This window comes from Bradyrhizobium sp. USDA 4516 (assembly GCF_054055915.1).
This window is the reverse complement of sequence record NZ_JBSRXT010000001.1, coordinates 2,607,288-2,626,214: the sequence shown is the minus strand read 5'-3', so window position 1 is coordinate 2,626,214 and position 18,927 is coordinate 2,607,288. Positions and strand designations below refer to the sequence as shown.

Annotated in this window: 13 protein-coding genes; 2 read left to right on the top strand and 11 right to left on the bottom strand. The window is 66.1% G+C overall.

The genetic code is table 11. From position 1 onward, the window contains the following. Positions 1-21 precede the first annotated feature (21 nt). On the top strand, positions 22-741 hold the full coding sequence (locus ACVI1L_RS12005; RefSeq protein ID WP_456782968.1) for a ribonuclease activity regulator RraA: 720 nt from the start codon (positions 22-24) through the stop codon (positions 739-741). 224 nt (positions 742-965) lie between these two features. Here the strand turns inward: ACVI1L_RS12005 and ACVI1L_RS12000 are convergent, their stop codons facing one another. The 8 genes from ACVI1L_RS12000 to ACVI1L_RS11965 form a co-directional block, all read right to left on the bottom strand. Beyond that, complete coding sequence (locus tag ACVI1L_RS12000) at positions 966-3,074, bottom strand: S9 family peptidase (protein ID WP_456782967.1); 2,109 nt, start codon at positions 3,072-3,074, stop codon at positions 966-968. A gap of 183 nt (positions 3,075-3,257) precedes the next feature. Further along, positions 3,258-4,973 (bottom strand): ABC transporter permease, encoded by a 1,716-nt coding sequence (locus tag ACVI1L_RS11995; protein ID WP_057021084.1) that lies wholly within the window; start codon positions 4,971-4,973, stop codon positions 3,258-3,260. A gap of 215 nt (positions 4,974-5,188) precedes the next feature. After that, positions 5,189-6,253, bottom strand: a complete 1,065-nt coding sequence (locus tag ACVI1L_RS11990; RefSeq protein ID WP_456782966.1) for an extracellular solute-binding protein — start codon at positions 6,251-6,253, stop codon at positions 5,189-5,191. 21 nt (positions 6,254-6,274) lie between these two features. Continuing rightward, a complete protein-coding gene (locus ACVI1L_RS11985; RefSeq protein ID WP_456785543.1) occupies positions 6,275-7,327 on the bottom strand; it encodes an ABC transporter ATP-binding protein in 1,053 nt (350 codons plus the stop codon). Positions 7,328-7,646: 319 nt separating this feature from the next. Then, positions 7,647-8,831, bottom strand: a complete 1,185-nt coding sequence (locus tag ACVI1L_RS11980) for a pyridoxal-phosphate-dependent aminotransferase family protein (protein WP_057021087.1) — start codon at positions 8,829-8,831, stop codon at positions 7,647-7,649. Positions 8,832-8,962: 131 nt separating this feature from the next. Further along, on the bottom strand, positions 8,963-9,796 hold the full coding sequence (locus ACVI1L_RS11975) for an LssY C-terminal domain-containing protein (protein ID WP_456782965.1): 834 nt from the start codon (positions 9,794-9,796) through the stop codon (positions 8,963-8,965). Positions 9,797-9,954: 158 nt separating this feature from the next. Then, positions 9,955-10,680: a thermonuclease family protein gene (locus ACVI1L_RS11970; protein ID WP_016845489.1), complete on the bottom strand. Its 726-nt coding sequence runs from the start codon at positions 10,678-10,680 to the stop codon at positions 9,955-9,957. Between the two features lie 473 nt (positions 10,681-11,153). After that, positions 11,154-12,881, bottom strand: a complete 1,728-nt coding sequence (locus ACVI1L_RS11965; protein ID WP_456785542.1) for a hypothetical protein — start codon at positions 12,879-12,881, stop codon at positions 11,154-11,156. A 374-nt stretch (positions 12,882-13,255) separates the two neighbouring features. Between ACVI1L_RS11965 and ACVI1L_RS11960 the strand changes: the two genes are divergently transcribed. After that, entirely contained in the window at positions 13,256-14,107 is an 852-nt protein-coding gene (locus tag ACVI1L_RS11960) for a caspase family protein (RefSeq protein WP_057021090.1), read from the top strand. A 204-nt stretch (positions 14,108-14,311) separates the two neighbouring features. Here ACVI1L_RS11960 and ACVI1L_RS11955 read toward each other — a convergent pair whose 3' ends face one another. The 3 genes from ACVI1L_RS11955 to ACVI1L_RS11945 form a co-directional block, all read right to left on the bottom strand. Then, positions 14,312-15,190: an efflux RND transporter periplasmic adaptor subunit gene (locus tag ACVI1L_RS11955; RefSeq protein WP_456782964.1), complete on the bottom strand. Its 879-nt coding sequence runs from the start codon at positions 15,188-15,190 to the stop codon at positions 14,312-14,314. 7 nt (positions 15,191-15,197) lie between these two features. Then, positions 15,198-16,109 carry an alpha/beta fold hydrolase gene (locus ACVI1L_RS11950; protein ID WP_456782963.1) on the bottom strand — a complete coding sequence of 304 codons (912 nt, stop codon included), beginning with the start codon at positions 16,107-16,109 and terminating at the stop codon, positions 15,198-15,200. 377 nt (positions 16,110-16,486) lie between these two features. Next, positions 16,487-18,925, bottom strand: coding sequence for an adenylate/guanylate cyclase domain-containing protein (locus ACVI1L_RS11945; RefSeq protein ID WP_456782962.1), 2,439 nt, complete (start codon positions 18,923-18,925; stop codon positions 16,487-16,489). Positions 18,926-18,927: the final 2 nt, after the last annotated feature.

Sequence of the window (18,927 nt, the reverse complement as noted above, 5' to 3'; positions counted from 1 at the left end):
ATGACAATCGGAAAAATCATCATGTCAAAACTCAGCGACACCACCCGCAACAAGCTGAAATCCGTCTCCACCGCGACGGTCGCGACCGCGCTGTTCAAGCGCGGTTTCCGCATCCAGATGATCCAGGATGTTCATCCCCTGGGCCCGGATCAGCCGACCATGGTCGGCGAGGCCTTCACGCTGCGCTACATGCCGGCGCGCGAGGACCTCAACAAGATCGAGGTGTTCCGCGATCGCGCGCATCCGCAGCGCAAGGCGATCGAGGAGTGCCCCGTGGGCGCGGTGCTGGTGATGGACAGCCGCAAGGATGCGCGCGCCGCGTCGGCCGGCGCGATCCTGGTGACGCGGCTGATGAAGCGTGGCTGCGCCGGCGTTGTCACCGACGGCGGCTTCCGGGATTCGGCCGAGATCGCGCGGCTCGGCTTCCCGGCCTTTCATCATCGCCCGAGCGCGCCGACCAACCTCACGCTGCATCAGGCGATCGAGATCAACGTTCCGATCGGCTGCGGCGATGCGCCGGTGTTTCCCGGCGACGTCATCCTCGGCGACAGCGACGGCGTCATCGTGATCCCGGCGCATCTCGCCGACGAGATCGCCGACGAGACGTTCGAGATGACCGCGTTCGAGGATTTCGTCACCGAGCAGGTCCAGAGCGGCCGCGGCATCTTCGGGCTCTATCCTGCGACCGACGAACAGACGCTGAAGGATTTTGCGACGTGGCGGAAGGCGAAGGGGCGGTAGCGCCTCACTCTCCGCCGTCGTCCTTGATAAGCGATCGCCATACATCCCGCCGTCGTCCCGGCGAAAGCAGGGACCCATAACCACAGGGAGGAGTTTGGCGAAGACTGGCAGTTGCGTTGTGTGCCGTGGTACTGTGACTGCCTTGCTCGATAGATCACGCGGTATGGGTCCCGGCCTTCGCCGGGACGACGATGGGGAGGGGACCGCGCAAGCCAACCGGCACCCTACACCTCCGCCTTGTCAGCCATCCCGACCGCCCACAGCGCGAACGCATAGACGATCGCGACCTCGTCGAGGCGGTTGAAGCGGCCGGAGGCGCCGCCGTGGCCGGCGCCCATGTTGGTGCGCAGCAGCACCGGGCCGCCGCCGCGCATGGTGGCGCGCAGCCGCGCGATCCATTTCGCCGGCTCCCAATAGGTGACGCGCGGATCGGTGAGCCCGCCCATCGCCAGGATCGCCGGATAGTCCTTGGCCGCGACATTGTCGTAGGGCGAATAGGACAGGATGGTGCGGAAATCCTTCTCGCTCTCGATCGGATTGCCCCATTCCGGCCATTCCGGCGGCGTCAGCGGCAGCGTGTCGTCGAGCATGGTGTTGAGCACGTCGACGAACGGCACTTCGGCGACGATGCCGGCGAACAGCTCGCCGGCGCGGTTGGCCACCGCGCCCATCAGCATGCCGCCCGCCGAGCCGCCATGGCCGACGATGCGCTTCTCACCGGTGTATTTCGTCTCGATCAGCGCACGCCCGGCGGAGGCGAAATCGTCGAACGTGTTGGTCTTCTTCTCGCGCTTGCCGTCGAGATACCAGCCCCAGCCCTTGTCGGCGCCGCCACGGATATGCGCGATCGCATAGACAAAGCCGCGGTCGACCATCGACAGCCGGTTGGCGGCAAACGAGGCCGGCATCGCCATGCCGTAGGAGCCGTAGCCATAGAGCAAGAGCGGCGCCTTGCCGTCGCGGACAAAATCCTTGCGATGCAGGATCGAGACCGGCACTTGCGCGCCGTCATGCGAGGTCGCCATGATGCGGGTGGTGACGTAGTCGGCCGGGTTGTGGCCGGACGGGATCTCCTGGCGCTTGCGCAGCACCCGCGTCCGCGTCGCCATGTCGTAGTCATAGACTTCCGACGGCGTCGTCATCGACGAATAGGCAAAACGCAAGTTGGTGGTGTCGAACTCGTAGCCGCCCATGGTGTCAAGCGAATAGGCCGCCTCGTCGAAGGCGATCGCGTGCTCTTCGCCGCTGTTGAGGTCGTGGATGATAATCGCCGGCAGCGCATTGGCACGCTCCAGCCGCACCATGTGGCCGGCATAGAGCTCGACGTCGAGCACATAGACGCCTTCGCGATACGGGATCAGGTCGCGCCAGTTGCTGCGCTCGGGCGCGGTGAGCGGCGCGGTGACGACCTTGAAGTCGATGGCGTCGTCGGCGTTGGTGAGGATGAACAGCTCGTCGCCGCGGTCGGCGATCGAATATTGCACGCCTTCCTCGCGTGCCGCGACCAGCCGCGGCGGCGCGTCGGGACTGGAGAGATCGATCAGCCGCTGTTCCGAGGTCTCATGGTCGCCGCCCGCGATCACGCAGAAGCGGCCGCTCGCGCTCTCGTGCAGGTGGGTGAACCAGCCGGAATCCTGCTCCTCATAGATCAGCGTGTCGTCGGCCTGTTTGGTGCCGAGCTTGTGCCGCCACACCTGCATCGGCCGGTGATTGTCGTCGAGCTTGACGTAGAAGAAGCTTTTGGAATCCGCGGCCCAGACCACGCCGCCGTCGGTCTCCTCGACGAGGTCGTCGAGATCGCCGCCGGTGGCCCAGTCGCGCACCCGGATCGAGAAATATTCGGAGCCCTTGGTGTCGGCGCTCCAGGCGTGCAGGCGGTGATCGTTGGAATGCCGGCTGCCGCCGAACTTGAAATATTTGTGGTCCTTCGCCAGCGCGTCGCCGTCGAGCACGACATGGGCGTCGCCGCCGTCGCGCGGCGTGCGGCAGTACAGCTCGTGCTGGCCGCCCTCGCGGAACTTGCGGAAATAGGCGAACGGGCCGTCCGGCGACGGCACGCTGGAATCGTCCTCCTTGATCCGCCCGCGCATCTCCTTGACCAGCCGCTTCTGCAACACGTCGGTATGGCCGAGCAGGCTCTCGGTGTAACCGTTCTCGGCTTCGAGATAGGCCCGGATGTCGGGATCGAGGATCGAGGGATCGCGCAGCACCTCCTGCCATTTCGGATCCTTGATCCACGCATAGTCGTCGGTCACCGTGATGCCGTGGGTGGTGAAGGAATGCGGCCGGCGCGGCGCGACCGGGGGCGATGTTGTGGTGGCGGATTTGGTCACACGATCCTCATGGTGCGGGGTTCCGCTCTATATCGGGATGAATGTGGCGATTGCCAGATGGGGCGGGCATCCTTGGTTGCCTCGTCATTGCGAGCGAAGCGAAGCAATCCATCGTTCCCCGAAGGGATAGAATGGATTGCTTCGTCGCTTCGCTCCTCGCAATGACGACGTGGTTAGGGCGAACTACCCGTTCCGCAGCCGCGCGCCGGCATTGCCGCCGGACATCGGAATCCGGTTCACCGCCAGCACCACGGCGAAGGTGATCACCAGCATCGCGATGCCGAGCACCGCGATCGCGGCGAGGTCGCCGCCTTCGTTGAGGTCGTAGATCAGGACCGAGAGCACCTTGGTCTGCGAGGTGAACAGCACGATCGCCGCCGACAGTTCCCGCATCACGCCGATGAAGATGAAGCACCAGGTCGCGATCACGCCGGTGCGCAACAGCGGCGCGGTGATCTGGCGCAGCGCCTGCAGCCGGGTCGCGCCGAGGATGCGGCTTGCCTCCTCGAGCTCGGGATGGATCGTCGCGAACGCCGCCTGCAATTGCTGATAGGCGGACGGCAAATTGATGGTGAGGAACGCCAGCAGCAGGATCCACAGCGTGCCGTAGAGCACGAAGGGCGGCCGCGTGTAGCTCAGGAACAGGCCGACGCCGAGCACGATGCCGGGGACCGCGACCGGCGCGGTGGCGAGGAAGCCGAGCACGCGGTGGCCCGCGATCACCTTGCGCGTCGTGACATAGGCGATGACGAGCGCGAGGATGGTGCCGATCGTCGCGGTCGCGGTGCCGAGGATCACGGTGTTCTTGAGCGCGAGCTGGGTCGACGACAGCTCGGTGAATACGAAGACGATGTTGTGCAGCGTCGCCGTCGACGGCGTCACCAGCGTGGTCGCGTTCGGCGAGAACGCGGCGTTGAGCAGCGCGAGGTAAGGCAGGAACACCGGGTTGAGCAGCACCAAGAGGCAGAAGCCGAGCGCGGCCCAGCGCCAGCCGCGCAACTCGACCCGGCGCGGCGCGCCATATTTGCCGCCGATCACCGAATAGCCGCGGCGGCCGAGCAGCGCCTTCTGGCCCTGCAGCAGCAGGATCGTCAGCACCAGCAGCGGCACCGCGGCGGCGGCGGCGAGCTCGAGCTTCGGCGGATACTGGAATAGGCTCCAGATCTTGGTCGTCATGGTGTGGAAGCCGGCGGGCAGCGCCAGGATCGCCGGCGAGCCGAACAGCGTCATCGCCTGCAGGAACGCGATCAGGGCGCCCGCGACCAGCGCGGGCAGCGCGAGCGGGATCGTCACCCGCCGCGCCGTGGTCCAGGCATTGCCGCCGAGGATCGCCGACGCATCTTCCAGCTCGCCCGGCATGGTGTCGAGCGCATTGGCCACCAGCACGAACACGAACGGAAACGTGTAGCAGGAGATCACGAAGATGATCCCGGTCATCGAATAGATGTTGAACAGCGCGTCGGCATCCTCGCCGGCGAACAGCCGGTAGAGCTGGTTCAACAGTCCCGAATTCGGCGCCGCCAGCAACTCCCAGGCGACCGCGCCGAGGAACGGCGGCGTCACGAACGAGGCCGTCACCAAGGCACGAATGGTCTGCCGCCCCGGCATGTCGGTGCGCGACACCAGCCAGCTGATCGGCGCCGCGACGACGCAGCAGATCAGCGCCGACGTGGTCGCGATGATCGCAGTCGTCAGCAGCGGATCGAGGAAATCCGGGTTGCTGAACAGCGTGACGAAGTTTTGCAGCGTCGGATGCCGGCTCTTGTCGGTGAAGGCAAACACCGCGAGCCACGACAGCGGCAGCAGGATCAGCAGGATGAGCAGCGCCGCGAACAGCCACAGCACGGGGCGTGTCCAGTCGATGCGGGGCTTTGCGGCGGGGGAGGCGGTTGTTGTCATGTTGACACGCTGCAAGCTGTTTCGACTCCCTCGCCCCGCTCTTGCGGGGTCGAGACAAGCGAAGCTTGCTCTTGGAGGGGTGGTGTGAGGGGCTGCCTCCGCAGACACCGAATGCGCGGAGAGTCCCCCTCACCCGCCGCGCATCTTGCGATGCGCGTCGGCCTCTCCCCGCAAGCGGGGCGAGGCAAGAAAGCGTGCACGGCGACCTTCATCGCTCAAACCCTGAACAAGCGCGCATAGCGCGTCTTGATCTCTTCGGTCATCGCCTCCACCCCCGCCGGGTCCTCTTTCATCAGCTTGATGTCGGAAAGCTTGCGCCGGCCGGCCTTCGGCTGCACCTGGGCGTGCAGCGAATATTGGCCGGTGAAGTCGACGAAGAATTGCTGGGTCGCGCGGCTGTGCAGCCAGGCCTGGAACAGCTTTGCGGCGTTCGGATGCGGCGCGCCGGCGAAGATGCCGGTGAGACCCGAGATCGTCGGCGTGCCTTCGGCCGGATAGACCGGCTCGACCGGTTGCCCGGCTTCCTTCAGGAGCACGATGCCATATTCATTGCCATCGGCCATCACGGCGCGCTCGCCGAGCGAGAGCTTCTTCGGCGGATCGGTCGAGGACTGCACCTGCATCACACGCTGTTTTGCGAGCTTTTCGAGGTAAGGCCAGCCGAGCTCGCGCACGATCTGGAATGTGGTGGTCATGATGGTGCCGCTGTAGGCCGGATGACCCTTCACCATCTTGCCCATCCACTTGGGATCGAGCAGGTCGGCAAAGCTCTTCGGCGCGTTCTCCGCCTTCACCAGATTGGTGTTGTAGGCGATCGACGACAGCCACAGCCGCGTGGTCACGGCCATGCCGTCGGGGTCGCGGTAATTGTCGGGAAAATGCTTCGCGACGTCTTCGGGCACGAACGGCATCAGCCAACCGCTCTTCTTCCAGGGGATGAAATGCGAGGCATCGGCGCTGTTGACGACGTCGGCGGCGTGGATGTTGGAATCGAATTCCTGCGCCACGCGCTGAAACAGCCGCTCCGAGCCTGAGCGTTCGATCTGCACGGTGATGCCGGGATAGGCGGCCTCGAACGCCTTGCCGAGCTTTTCGCCGACCGGCAGGTCCATCGACGAATAGAACACAAGCTTGCCTTCCTTGGTCGCGGCGGCGACGAGATCGGGCGTGATTGCGACCGGCTCGGGCGCGGCAGCGCGTGCCGGTGACGCGAACACCGTGCCGACCGCAAGCGCCGCAGAGCCTTTCAGGACATCGCGTCTGGAAATCGGCTTCCGCATCGCTCGCTCCGTTACTCGTTGTTATCGGCTGAGCGCCCGGCAGCGCGCGGGCGGCAGGGTCAGCCAGACCTCGCTGCCCTTCTCGACTGCGGTTTCGGTCGGCGTGGTCACCCGCAGCGCCGTGCCGTCAGCGGTCTCCAGCATGTAGTCGCGATTCATGCCGAGATAGACCTGCCGCGTCACGATGGCTTTGAGCGTGTTCTGCGCTGCCGCGGGCGGTTGCGTCGCGAGCTGGATCTCGTGCTGGCGGATCGCGACCGGCGCACTCTGGCCGGTCGTCAGCGTGGCGCCGACCACCTCGAGCGTTGCGCCGGCGAACTCCACGTGGTTCGCATCGCGCGCGGTGCCCTTGATCACGTTGGCGGCGCCGATGAAGCGCGCGACGAATTCCGATTCCGGCCGCGCATAGATGTCCTCAGGCGCGCCGAGCTGGTCGATCTTGCCGGCATTCATCACCGCGATCAGATCGGCGGTCGTCATCGCCTCGGACTGGTCGTGGGTGACATAGACGGTGGTGTAGCGATATTCGTCGTGCAGACGGCGGATCTCGAATCGCATCTCCTCGCGCAGATTGGCGTCGAGATTCGACAGCGGTTCGTCGAGCAGCAGCGTCTCGGGACCGACGATCAGCGCGCGCGCCAGCGCGACGCGTTGCTGCTGGCCGCCGGAAAGCTCGCCCGGATAGCGCTGCGCCAGTGGTTCCAGCTTGGTGGTGGCCAGGATCGCGGCGAGCTTCTTGGCGATGGTCTCGCGATCCATTTTGCGCAAGCGCAGGCCGTAGACGATGTTCTCCGCCACCGTCATATGCGGCCACAGCGCGTAGCTCTGGAAGATCATCGACATGTTGCGCTGCTCGGGCGGCAGCGTGCGCGCCTTCGATGACACCACGCGCTCGCCGACGCGGATCTCGCCGTCGGATGGTTCGAGGAACCCGGCGATCAGCCGCAGCGTGGTGGTCTTGCCGCAGCCGGACGGCCCGAGCAGGCAGACCAGCTGGCCATGATCGATCGTGAGCGAAACATCATCAACCGCGACAAACGATCCAAACCGCTTGACCAGGCCGCGCAATTCCACCGATGCCAAGCGGTCCCTCCATTTTGTTGTGTCGCAGGGATCCGTGCCCGGCTGTTGCCGGCAGTAAAGCGGAAAATGATGACGACGAAAAGTGCTCGTGCCCCGTCAAAAAGTCGTGGCACCTCTTCGTTGCGTTATTCCCCGACCACTCTTCCGTCATCCTGAGATGCGAGCGGAGCGAGCCTCGAAGGATCGACGGCCCGGCTACTTCCGCGCACTCCGATTCGATCACGGCGGGAGCGCGGCCGTCGATCCTTCGAGACGCCCGACTTTGGCGGGCTCCTCAGGATGACGGGTTAAAGCCTCAGACCGGCTCAAGCTACGCCTTCACGTTCTCGCCGAGCCACTGGATGGCGGCGTCGGCGCCTGCCTTGCCGTGCGGGATGTTCAGCGCTGTCAGCGCGACCTCGACGACGCCGAGGGTGCCGAGAATCATCGGGGCGTTGACGTGGCCCATATGCGCGATGCGGAAGGCCTGGCCCTGCAAATCGCCGATGCCGGTGCCGAGCACGACGCCGCATTTCTCCTTGGCGTAGCGCTGGATCGCGGCGGGGTCGGCGCCCTTCACGGTCACCGTCGTCACGGTGTTGGAACGCTCGGCGGGCTCGGCGATGTTGAAGCCGAGCACCTGTCCTTCACCCCAGACCGCGACCGCGCGGCGCACCGCTTCGCCGAGCAGGCGATGCCGCTCAAAGGCATTCTCCAGGCCTTCGGCGTGCAGCATGTTGATCGCCTCGCGCAGCGCGAACAGCAGATGCACCGGCGCGGTGCCGGCATATTTGCGGTAGTGCTCCGAGCCCTCGCGCTCGGTCCAGTCCCAATAGGGCGTGCGCAGATCGGCCTTCTTGTGGGCGTCCCAGGCGCGGTCATTGGCGGCGACGAAGCCGAGGCCGGGCGGTGTCATCAGGCCCTTCTGCGAGCCCGACATCGCGACGTCGACATACCATTTGTCCATCTCGAACGGCATGCAGCCGAGCGAGGCCACGGTGTCGACCATGTACAATGCGGGATGGCCGGCGGCCTTGATCGCCTTGCCGATTGCCTCGATGTCGTTATAGGCGCCGGACGCGGTGTCGACCTGTACCACCAGGATCGCCTTGATCGTGTGCTCCTTGTCGCGCCGCAGCCGCGCCTCGACCTCGGCCGGACGGATCGCGCGGCGCCAGTCGCCCTTCAGCACCTCGACCTCGGCGCCCATCGCGGCCGCAGCCTGGCCCCACCCGATCGCGAAGCGCCCGCTCTCCAGCACCAGCACCTTGTCGCCGCGCGACAGCACGTTGGAGAGCGTCGCCTCCCACGCGCCGTGGCCGTTGGAGATGTAGATGTAGGACTTGCCCTGGGTGGCGAACAGCCTCGAGAGGTCGCGCAGCAGGCTCTCAGTCAGTTCGACCATCTCGTTGGAGTAGATGTCGAGCGCCGGGCGGTGCATTGCCTGCAGCACCTGATCGGGCATCGTGGTGGGCCCGGGGATGGCCAGAAATTCCCGGCCCGCGCGAACGGTCATCGTCCTGTTCCTTTTGGATAAAGCGCGCAAATCATGCGTGTGAGGGGTCAAGCGCGGAGACTATTCCATCGCGGCTTCGATTGCGAGCAGGACGAAGCAATCCAGCGTTTCCAAAACCGCGGGACACAATGCTATTTGCCGATCGATTCGACGACCGCGCGCCAGATCTGGTCCTTCAACTCGGTCGCGGCGGGGCTCGGGAGCTGCTCGACGGTGCCGTTGTTCTTGCGGCAGGCCTCGACCAGCAGCAGCACCCAGATTTCGCCGTCGGTGTAATAGGGATCGCCGCCGCCATTGCGGCCGTTGAAGGTCGGGCCGATGCCGGTGACCTGATATTTCGCGGTGACCATGCCGGCGGACTCGAGGTCAGTGGCGAGCAGCGCGCGTTCGGCGTCGAGGTCGGCCGCGATGTGATGCGTCACCGCGCCGGTGTAGTGGCTGACGCCGACGCTGCGGTCGAGCGTCGCAGCGCCCAGCCACACCGGGCGTTTCTCCTCGCCCTGGTCGAGCACTTTCCAGAACCGGACATGGTTGCGGCGGTCCGCGCTCGATCCGACCGGCCGCTCGAAGGCGAGATCCTCGCGGCGGTCGAGATAGAACAGGTTGCTCACCGGCGCATCCTTGTAGGGACGATCGAGCAGCACGCTGCCCACGATCTCGATCGAGGATTTCAGCGTCACCGGATCGGCCGGAAACCAGCCGGCCTCGTGCATCGCGCAGACCACATCCCTCTTGTCGCCGATCAGCCCGACATTCATCGGATCGCCGGGAATGCCCTGCGCGGTGCGCGTCACCATCGGCAGATTGGCGAGGCCCTTCTGATGCTCGTAATGCGTCCACAGTGCCGGCAGCAGCAGATAGGCTGCGATCAGGTAGATCGCCAGGACGAGCAGCAATGCCATCTGCGCTTGCCTGAGGCGGCTGCGCCGGCGCACGGAAGGCGGATCGATCTCGACATCGGTCATGCCGTGGTCCTTCACCTCTCCCGCTTGCGGGGGTCGAGACGAGCGAAGCTCGCTCTTAGGTCGGATTGCATCGAAGATGCAATCCGGATGGGGGCTTTCTCCTCATAAAGAGCGTCGCAAGCGGTGCCGATGAGGCTACAACTCAATCGCACTTCCGACTAGCGCCGCGTCTCGCGGCAGCCGGCTGCCTCGGCCTCCTCGACCGAGCAGAACCAGCGCGTGCCCTTGCTGATCTTCATTTCGATCTTGGCGTACCAGCGGCTGGTCCGCTGGTGAAAGATGCATTCACCGGAGCGGTTGACGTTGCCCTTGATGGTGCAGTCGGGTGACGGCGCCACCGGGCCGGAGGCCGAGGCGAGCAGGATCGCATTGGCGCCATCCGGCGGCTTCACCGCGCCGAGCACGGTGGTCTTCTTGTTGCGCACCCGCCAGTCCCACGGCGCGATGAAGGCGCCCTGCCACATCCCGGCTTTTGCCTCACGCGCGGCCTTCTCGTCGGCTTCGTAGTCATGCGAGGCGCGGGTGTAGGCCAGCGCCCAGCCGCTCGCGACCAGCCATTTCTGGATGTCCTCGCCGTCGACCTCGCAGCGCGCGATGGTGCGGCCGCGACGATCGACCGAGCGGGCGTGGCAGGTCCAGCTCTTGCTGCCGGCATGCTTGATCAGCTCGTCGCGCGCCGCGACGCCGCAGGTCCAGCGCTCGCCCTTGGTGTTGAGGCAGAGCTGGTCGGTCGACGGCGCGTCGACGCCTGCGAGCCGGATGCGGACGCTGCCGATCATGAGCTGGTCGCCGTCGCGGATCTTCGGCACGCCGGTGATGTCGGCGGCGACAGCCAGCGTCGGCAGCGAGAGCAGCAGGCCCGCGGTGAGCAGCGTCTTGAACATCGGCGTTCCCGGCCAGGTTCTTATCGTTCAAAATGGCTTTTAGCGTGCAGTGGTCAGTGCCCAACGATTGTGCGGGCAATTGGGCAACCGTGCCAGTGCTGTTGCGTTTCCGCCAGTTTCAACTTCGCGTCATCCCCGATGTCCGCCATCCTCCCCTGGAGGGGGAGGATCGGGTCGCATGAAGCGCAGCGCAATGCGAGCCGAGGTGGGGTGAAGGTCTGTCCACTTGAGCAGTGCCCGTGTTGAGAGATCACCCCACCCCATATCGCATCTTGCTTCGCGCGACGCGATACGACCCTCCCCCTCCAGGGGAGGGTGAAGTCCCGCAGCCCGGATGAGTAGAGTGCAGCGTCATCGGGTATCGACGAGGCGTTGGTCTTTATCCATAGCCCGGATGGAGCTCCGCGCAATCCGGGAATCTTTGTCGGCGGGCAACACCCCGGATTACGCTGCGCTCCATCCGGGCTACGAAACTACACCGCGGCCATTCGTCGCTTCGCCAGCGCCAGCGCCATCAGCACGAACGCCGAGGTCACCTCCGGCCCGCCGACCAGGATGCGGGTCGGCGTCTTCATCTTATTCCACTCATAGGCCCGGTAGGGCCCCTTGCGGCCGCCCTCGCCGAGGCCCTGCACGATGCAGTGCAGCGCCGGCGTGAAGGTCGAGACCTCGGCGCCGAGATGCGCCAGCGCCATCAGCGCCAGCGCGGCGTCGAACGGGTTCATCTCGTGGGCGATCAGCTCGAGCGTGACATAGCCGAGCACGCGGGCGCGGATCAGCGCGAACACGTTGCCGGGATCGATGATGCGCTGCGCCGCCAGCGGCAGCGCGACGAAGGCGGCATAGCAGCGGCCGAAATAGGCCGAATAGAGCTCGGGCAGATAATAGATGTGCGAGCGCGGATTTTTAAACGCGCCGCTTTCGACCAGATTCTTCTGGAAGGCGATGATGCGATGCACGGTTTCCAGCAGCTGCGGCGTCTCGATGATCTGCCAGCGCGCGAGGTTGCGGAACGAGACCTCGAGGATGTCGAGGTTCAGTGTCGGATCGAGGTCGTTGCCATAGGGCCGCTCGCCGGCGAGATTGTCGATCCAGGTGACGATGCCGCCCTCGTAGTCGATATTGTCGTTGAGCGGCACGGTGACGCGCGGCTCGTTGGCGCCCGATCGCACCTGGTAGCCGCGGTAGAAGTCGAGCAGCGGCTGCTTGAGGATCGGATCGTCGGAGCCGGCCTGGGTCGCGGCCGAGAACGAGCACGCCGTGGTGTCGCAGTCCGGCACATAGATGCCGAAGCCGAGATCCTGCTTGATCTGGGCGAAGAAGCGCGAGAAGCGCGGATGCCGGCCCGGCGCCAGCGCGGTGATGACCTTCACTGTCGAGCCGTCATGCGACGGCACCTCCTCGGCGCTGGTCTTGAGGCAGAAGTCCACCATGTCGGCGATCGCGCGCCGCGCGGTAACAGCTTCATCCGGCGAGGCAAGCCCGGTCTCGACGAAGCCGAGCAGCGCCTCGGTGAAGAAGGCGTCGTAATAGGCCGAGCGGTGGCGGATCTGCACTGGCTCCCACATCGGCTCGGCGATGCCGCGCCAGGCCGGGTTGATCAGCGCGCGCGCCGGCGAATGCGCGATGAAGATCCGCGCCAGATTGAACAGCAAGGTCGAGTTCTTGTAGCCGCGCGCGTTCAGCCCGGTCAGCGCCATCAGCAGCTCGCGCCCGCCGACGTCGGGGTCGCCGATCAGGTTGAAGGCGGCATAGGTCGGGATGAAGCCGTTCCTGCCGAACGAGCCGAGCAGATGCGCGCCGGTCAGGCGGATCACGCGGTCGATCTCGGCGATCTCCGGCGGACGGCCCGGCGCCGTCGCGACGGGCGGGGCCGGGTGGCGCACGCCGATACCGTCCATCAATGCTGCGACGGGCGTGCCGATCGCGGCCCAGTCCGGCGCCGCGACGTCGCGCGCCGCGGTGAGCGCCGCGCGCAGGCCGGCAAGGCGGTCGGGATCGTTGAGCCCGGGCAGGCCGGTGCGGCGGAGCAGCGCGCGCAGCGGCGGATTGCCGAGCGCGGTCCGGTAGAATTTTCCGAGATGGGCATCGCCGCCGCGATAGGCCTGCAGCACGGGGTCGCAGACATCGTACAGCGACGGGCCGTCCTTCTTGACAGTCAGCGACCGGCACACCGCGCCTGCGATCTCGTGAAGGCCCAAGAAGCTCAAACAATCCCCTTTCCCGAGGAACCGGTTAACGCCGCCGCCCGACGGAGTTTCCTGTCGCTCTGCCCCAAACCCGCAAGCCTTTGGAAAGCTACATGAATCCCTGAAGAATACAAATGTGACAGAGATCACGTAACGGGATCTTAACGGCGTCAATGGCCTCTGCCGGGCGGCAGCATGCGGCAATTCGGGTTGCCCCGGGCGGCCGTCCGGGTTAAAGGAGCGTTTGTTGCGGCGCCGCAAATTGAGTTCAATTCAACGGCACACACACACCTCAACCCCATTAAACCTGAACGTCTTTGACGCGACTAACTGGCGCGATCTTCGCTTGAGCGCCATCGGGATAAGAATTGGGACTTAGGAACGCTATGGACCTTAGGCAGCTTCGCATTTCCCGCCGCACCATCGCCGTCTGCGTGGCGGTGGCCGGCACGGTGTCGCTGGCGATTGGCGCCCATGCCGCGCTCAACAAGCGCACCCTCGATGTCGCCAAGGGTGGCGACAAGATCGCCCCCACCGAGCTGACCGGCAGCATTCCGGCAGGCACGTCCCGCCTCGCGCTGATCATCGGCAACGGCCATTATCCGGACGCCGCGGCGCCGCTGGCCCAGCCGATCAACGATGCCCGCACCCTGTCGTCGGCGCTGCGCCGCGAGGGCTTTGACGTCGACGTGGTCGAGGATGCGACCAAGGACGACATGTTCCGCGCGGTCGAGCGCATGAAGGCCAAGATCCGCCCCGACACCGTCGTGATGCTGTTCTTCGGCGGCTACGGCGTGCAGGTCGGCCGCGAGAGCTACATGATCCCGGTCGATGCCACGATCTGGAAGGAAGCCGACGTCAAGCGCACCGGCGTCAGCGTCGAGTCCGTGCTCGATGCGATGAAGGAGCGCGGCGCCAAGGCCAAGCTCGTCGTGCTCGACGCCTCGCGCCGCAATCCCTATGAGCGCCGCTTTCGCGCGTTCTCGCACGGCCTCGCCCCGATCAGCCCGCCGGAGAACACCATCGTGCTGAGCTCGGCAACGCCGGGCAAGGTCGCCGACGATAGCAAGGCGCCGAACAGCGTGTTGGTCTCCGAGCTGCTCAACAACCTCAACGCCCAGGCCGGCGCCGAAAGCGCCTTCAACAAGACCCGCGTCGCGATCTCGCGCGCCAGCGAAGGCGAGCAGGTGCCGAGCGTGTCGTCCTCGCTGCTGGAAGACATCAAGCTCGGCGGCTGAGCCCGACTCTTTCCCCACGTCGTCCCGGCGAAAGCCGGGACCCATAACCACAGGGCCGCATTGTTGAAGTGCACTGTGGCTACAGCTCTTCAGACAATTCACATTGGTGGTTATGGGTCCCGGGTCGCGCGGAGCCTGTCATCGGGCGGCGCTTTGCGCCGACCCGTTGGCTTGCCCGGGACGACGCTGTAGATGGAGCGCCGCCTACTTCGCATCCGCGCTGGCGCCGACCGGCCGCACCGGATCGCCCTCGCGCAGCAGCGCGCCGGCGCGGGCGACGACGATGTCGCCTTCCTGGATGCCATCTCGGATCTCGACCTGGCCGGCCGACATCAATCCGGTCTCGACCCGCCGCGTCTCGACGCGGCCGCCGCGCACCACCTGCACCACGGTGCCGGCGGTGGAATAGAGGATCGCGGTCAGCGGCACCGCGACGCCGCAGCTCTGCCCGGTCTTGATCTGGGCGCGGCCGGACGAATTCACCAGCAGCCGCTTGTTCGCGCCGATGCCGATGAACACCTGGCCGAGCTGGCTGTTCGGCTCGACCGTCGGCGCGATCCGCCGCACCTTGCCATCGAGATCGCCGGCGCCGAGGACCTTGAGCTGCGCCGTCTGCTCGGTCTTCAGCTTGGCGATGTCGCGGGTCGGCACCATGCCGACCAGATCGTACTCGCTCTTGGCGATGATCGAGAACAGCGCGTCCTTGCCCGAGGCCGGGCTGCCTACAATCGCCGACGACGCGGAGATCGTGCCCGCCACCGGCGCCGTGACGTTGACCGAGTTGGCCCCATCGGTCAGCTTCGCCAGCACCTGGCCGGCGGTGACGGTGTCGCCGGGATCGACCATCACCTCCGCCACCTTCAAGCCGAAACGGTCGGGCCGGATCTGCTGCTCATCGCGCGGCAGCACGATGCCCGAAACCTCGACGATATTGCCGAAGCAGAATTTCAAGGCCTTCAGCACCGTCACCGCCGCGCCCTTCGGCACGGCGTCGGCCTCGCCCGCGGCAAGCGCGGGAGAGGCCGCGAGCACGAGCAGTGCGGAGGCGGCAAGGGCTGGGGCGCGCGTGCGAGGCAAAATCATTGGCAAACTATTCCCAAAATGAGGGCCTCCTGAATACCAGATGCCGCCGGGCCGAACCAGCCGCCTGCGCTGCCTCGGCCGGCCCCGCATCCGCCGCCAGCTCCAAATTCGCCAGCTCCAGCTTCGCCAACTCCTGGGCGCGCCAGATGTGCCGCAGGATCTCCGGGTTGACCCGATCGGCATGCGTCACCGGCAGCATGTGGCCGGCACCCGGCAGATGCCGCAGCTCGGCGCCATCGATCAGCGCGGCGAGTTTGGCGACAATGCGCTGCGTCACATAGGGCGACAGCCCGCCCGAGATCAGCAGCGTCGGCACCTTCAAGGCGCGCGCGGCTTCCGCCACGGCGTCGAGGTCGAGCGCGGCGCTGAAATCGCAAGGCAGCTTGTCGGCCTGCTCGATCATCCGCAGCCGCCCGCTCGGCGAGAACTGCTCGCGCGGCCCGGAGCCGGCCCAGAACGCGGTGAACGCCTCGACCGCCTCCAGCACGGCGCCATCGACAATATCCTTTGAGACGATCTGCGCGATCCGCGCGAAGCGGTCGTACAGCCGCGCATCGGCAGGCGTGTCTCTGAGCAACGTAGGCAGGACGGGCTCGATCAGCGTAAGGCTGCGGATGTACTGCGCATAAGGCGTTGCCGTCGCCAGCCGAAACGCGATCGCCCCGCCATAGGAATGCCCGATCAGATGGAACGGCCCGTCGGCCCTGGTGAGCCAGGGCTCGAGCCGCGCAATCTCGCCATCCAGCGTCTGTGGCCAGTCGCGCCCGCAGGCGGCAACGCCATAGCCGGAAATATCCGGCGCCATGAACCGATCGCCGCCGAGCGCAGCCGCAAGCTTGGTCCATTGCCGTCCCGACCCCAGCGAGCAATGCAGCGCCACCACCGACGCCGCCGCGTGCGTCCCATCCAAACCTGTCATCAAACCCATCCTGCTTGTTCTTGTTGTCGCCGGGCGCGCGTTCGCACGCGCCCGTCATGACGCGAGCGAGGTGGGGGACGGGTTATTCCTGGCAGGGGAGGGAGGGGGGCGGGATCGTGATTGCGGAGGTGATCAGATTCACTGGATGTTGATTTGAGGCTCGTGGCAATCGGCGCCCGGCCTTCCCTGCGCCCTCTCCTGTGTGAGGCTGGATTGATCGCATGACTCGGGCGCGATCGCGTCGCGAGGATGCGGGCGTGTGCTTCTCCCCTCGGGTCTATCCCTTGGCTGTTTGATAGTTGAATCAGAAACGGGGCCGCATATTCAGTGTCGTCCCGGCTTTCGCCGGGACGACGTGGGAGGGAGCCGTGTCTTGACTACTCCGCCGCCGCTTCCGCTGATGGCTCGCCCTTCCAGCTCAGGATCTCCGCCGCCAGGATGGGATGATTGAATCCCTTCAGCACGAGGTCGTCGATGGCGCGGCCTTCGACGTAAGGCTCGACCATGCCGTAGACGCGGCGGCTCACCACGATCTGGCCGGCCTTGGCCTCGCCGCACAGGCGCGAGGCGAGGTTGGTGACGCTGCCGATCGCGGCATATTCCAGCCGCTGCTCGAAGCCGACCTGGCCGAGCGTGGCATAGCCGAGCGCAATGCCGATGCCGAAGCCGAGACTGTGCCCGCGGTTGCGCCACTTCTCGGTCAGCGGGCCGACCGTGTCGCGCATCTCCACCGCCATCTTCACGGCACGCGCGGTGTGGTCGGCGAGCTGGATCGGCGCGTTGAACAGGATCATCACGCCGTCGCCGGCATATTTGTCGAGCGTGCCTTCATACTTGAAGATCAGCTTGCCGAGCGCGGCGTGATATTCGCGCAGCACGTTCATCGCCTCTTCCGGCTCGGTCGCCTCGGTGAAGGCGGTGAAGCCGCGCAGGTCGCAGAACACGACGGTGACCTCGCGGCGGTGGCTGTCGAGCAGGCCCTCGGGATTGTCCGACGAGGCGATCAGCTGCGCAACCTGCGGCGCCAGGAAGCGCTCGAGCCGGCGGACGCGCTCGAGCTCGCCGAGCTGGGTCTCGACCCGCTGCTCCAGCGACTTGTTCCAGTCCTTGAGCGCCTCGGTCTGCTCGCGCAGCTTGTCGGCCTGCTCGCGCACGGTGGCATTGGCCTCTTCCAGCGCGTGGCTCTTCTGGTCCACCTCGGTGAACAGCCGCGCGTTGCGCATCGCCAGCACCGCCTGGTGCGCAAAGGTTTTCATCAGGCCGATCAGGCTCGACGGGAAGTCGCCGGCCGCCTTGCGCAGCACCACCAGCGCGCCGAGCACGCCCTGCTGGTCGACCAGCGGCACCACGAGCACGGAGTGGAAGCCGGCGCCGACCACGACATCGCGCAGCGGATGATTTGGCTGGTCGGTGAGATCGGGAAACGCCAGCGGCTCGCCCTTCGCGGCGGCTTCGCCGAGCGGGCTGCTGTTCGCCGCATCGATCGCGCGATGATGGCCTTCGGTCGCAGCGTCGATGCCGATCGATTGCGTCAGGTTAAAGCTGCGTTGCGCGGCGTCATAGCCATAGATCAGCACGGCGTCGGCATGGGTGATCTCGAGCGCGCGGGCGCCGACCGTCGGCAGCACCGCATTGAGGTCGAGCGAGGACGCCACCGCGCGGCCGACCTCCTCCAGCACCTTCAGCTCGTTGATCGATTGCGCGAGGTCGCGGGTGCGCTCCTTCACCTTGGCCTCGAGGTCGGAATAGGTCTCGGCAAGCTGGGTGGCCATGCTGTTGAACTGGCCGGCGAGCTCTTCCAGCTCATCGGATGTCTTCACCTCGATGCGATGGCCGAAGTCGCCGGCCCCTAACCGCCGCGCGCCGATGCGCAGCGCGGTGATCGGCTCCAGCATGCGCCGCGCCAGGATCGTGCCGGCGATGATCGCGACCACGAGGCCGAGCGCGATCAAAAGCGCAATGCGCACCAGCTGGTCGCGGATCGGCGACAGCGCCTGCGCGGTCGGCTGCTCATAAAACACGTGCCAGCCGAGGTTCGGCGCGGCCGTTGCTGTCGTCAGCACCGCGTTGCCGTCGACATCCTTGCCGGAGACGATCGGCCTGCCGCTAGGCGACAGCACCGCGGCGACCTGCGGCAGCGCGGCAAGGTCCTTGCCGACCTCCGGACCCTTCGACGAGCTCGCCAGCACGCGGCCCTTGCCATCGACCACATAGGCATGAGCGAGGCGGCCGACCTGGGAATCGCCGAAATAATCATTGAGGAAGCGCAGGTCGATCTCGGCCATGGTGACGCCGGCATTGAAGCCGGAATGCTGCTCGCCGATCGACATGAACGGCCGCCCGTCGCGAAAATACGCCGGCGCGTAGGCGGTGCCCCGGGCGATGGTCTCGGTGAATCTGATATCGCGGGAGAAGTCGGCGTTGGAGTTGACGGTGGTGGTCTGGCGCGACAGCCGCAACAGCTCGCGGCCCTGGCCGCTGATCAAGCTGAGCTGGCTCACCGCCGGCACCTGGCCGAGCAACTGGGCGTAGTCGGCGCGGCGCAGCTCGATCGTGTTGGAGGAGGCGCGGGTCACCCAGGAGATCTGCCGCTCGAGGTCGGAGATCGCCTGCTCGATGCGCTTGGCGGTCGCATTCGCCTTCTCGCTCATCGCGTCCGTCAGCGTGCCCTTGATGCCGCGGTAGCTGATCCAGGTTTCGAGCGCACCATTGACCGCGAGCACGAACACGACGAGGCCGACCAGCGCGAGGACATATTTGGCGAACAGGCCGCCGCGCAGGAACCAGTTCTTGCCCTTGTCCGTAGCCGCGTTCATCC

What these genes read in the sequence shown, in the direction of transcription:
- ACVI1L_RS12005 (WP_456782968.1), top strand. Translation starts at nt 22, where the DNA reads ATGTCAAAACTCAGCGACACCACCCGCAACAAGCTGAAATCCGTCTCC.
- ACVI1L_RS11995 (WP_057021084.1), bottom strand. Translation starts at nt 4,973, where the DNA reads ATGACAACAACCGCCTCCCCCGCCGCAAAGCCCCGCATCGACTGGACA.
- ACVI1L_RS11990 (WP_456782966.1), bottom strand. Translation starts at nt 6,253, where the DNA reads ATGCGGAAGCCGATTTCCAGACGCGATGTCCTGAAAGGCTCTGCGGCG.
- ACVI1L_RS11980 (WP_057021087.1), bottom strand. Translation starts at nt 8,831, where the DNA reads ATGACCGTTCGCGCGGGCCGGGAATTTCTGGCCATCCCCGGGCCCACC.
- ACVI1L_RS11975 (WP_456782965.1), bottom strand. Translation starts at nt 9,796, where the DNA reads ATGACCGATGTCGAGATCGATCCGCCTTCCGTGCGCCGGCGCAGCCGC.
- ACVI1L_RS11970 (WP_016845489.1), bottom strand. Translation starts at nt 10,680, where the DNA reads ATGTTCAAGACGCTGCTCACCGCGGGCCTGCTGCTCTCGCTGCCGACG.
- ACVI1L_RS11960 (WP_057021090.1), top strand. Translation starts at nt 13,256, where the DNA reads ATGGACCTTAGGCAGCTTCGCATTTCCCGCCGCACCATCGCCGTCTGC.
- ACVI1L_RS11955 (WP_456782964.1), bottom strand. Translation starts at nt 15,190, where the DNA reads ATGATTTTGCCTCGCACGCGCGCCCCAGCCCTTGCCGCCTCCGCACTG.
- ACVI1L_RS11950 (WP_456782963.1), bottom strand. Translation starts at nt 16,109, where the DNA reads ATGACAGGTTTGGATGGGACGCACGCGGCGGCGTCGGTGGTGGCGCTG.
- ACVI1L_RS11945 (WP_456782962.1), bottom strand. Translation starts at nt 18,925, where the DNA reads ATGAACGCGGCTACGGACAAGGGCAAGAACTGGTTCCTGCGCGGCGGC.